At 70.0% G+C, this 903-nt stretch carries 1 protein-coding gene; it reads left to right on the forward strand.

What is annotated here, in order from left to right; translation table 11 throughout:
• The coding region (locus tag NKI39_RS34190) for an IS110 family RNA-guided transposase (protein WP_352837564.1) at positions 1-868 on the forward strand (868 nt) is incomplete at its 5' end.
• Positions 869-903: the final 35 nt, after the last annotated feature.

The raw sequence follows: 903 nt of genomic DNA on the forward strand, positions 1-903 counted from the left end.
GATCGCGGCGCAGCACGTGAAGCCGTATGTGCGGCGCGGCAAGCATGACGCGGCTGACGCCGAGGCGATCTGCGAGGCGATGAGCCGGCCCAGGACACGCTTTGTTGGGATCAAGAGCGGCGAGCAGCAAGCGGCGCAGATGCTGTTTGGGGTGCGCGAGCAGCTGGTGCGGCGGCGCACGCAGCTTTCCAACACGATCCGCGGCTACGCAGCCGAATTCGGCCTGGTGGCCGCACAAGGCCTTGCCCGCATCGAGCCACTGCTGGCCCGCATTGCCGGCGACGCGACGGTGCCGGCGCTGGCAAAGGAACTGCTTGAGACGCTCGGCGAGGAATACCGCGCGGTGTGCGCGCGATACGCGGCAATCGACAAGAAGCTGTTGGCCCATCACCGCAAGGACGAGACTGGACAGCGGCTGGCTGCGATGCCCGGCGTCGGGCCGGTCGTGGCGAGCCTGCTCGGCGTCAAGGTCACTGATGCGACAGCGTTCGGTTCGGGACGCGACTTCGCGGCGTGGCTGGGGCTGACGCCGAAGAACCATTCGACCGCCGGCAAGAACCGGCTGGGGGTGATCACGCGGGCCGGCGACGAGATGCTGCGGCAGGCGCTGGTGGTGGGCGCGACGGCCCACATCCAGCAGGTGCGTCGCGGCCGCGCCAAGGCCTCGCCGTGGCTGGCGGCGTTGATTGCGCGCAAGCCGCCGAAGCTGGCGGCTGTGGCGCTCGCCAACAAAACCGCCCGTATGGCCTGGAAGATGATGATCACCGGCGAGCCGTACCGTTGCGGCCTGGCGGGCAGCCTGACGCCTCCTCGCCGCCCTCAAGGCCGCTTCGCGCCGCCTACGGCGGTGGCCTGCGGCCAGCCCTGACCGCGGCTCAGCACGGCGCTGACATGCCCGGATAG

Source organism: Mesorhizobium sp. M0664 (assembly GCF_040320565.1).
Lineage (GTDB): Bacteria > Pseudomonadota > Alphaproteobacteria > Rhizobiales > Rhizobiaceae > Mesorhizobium.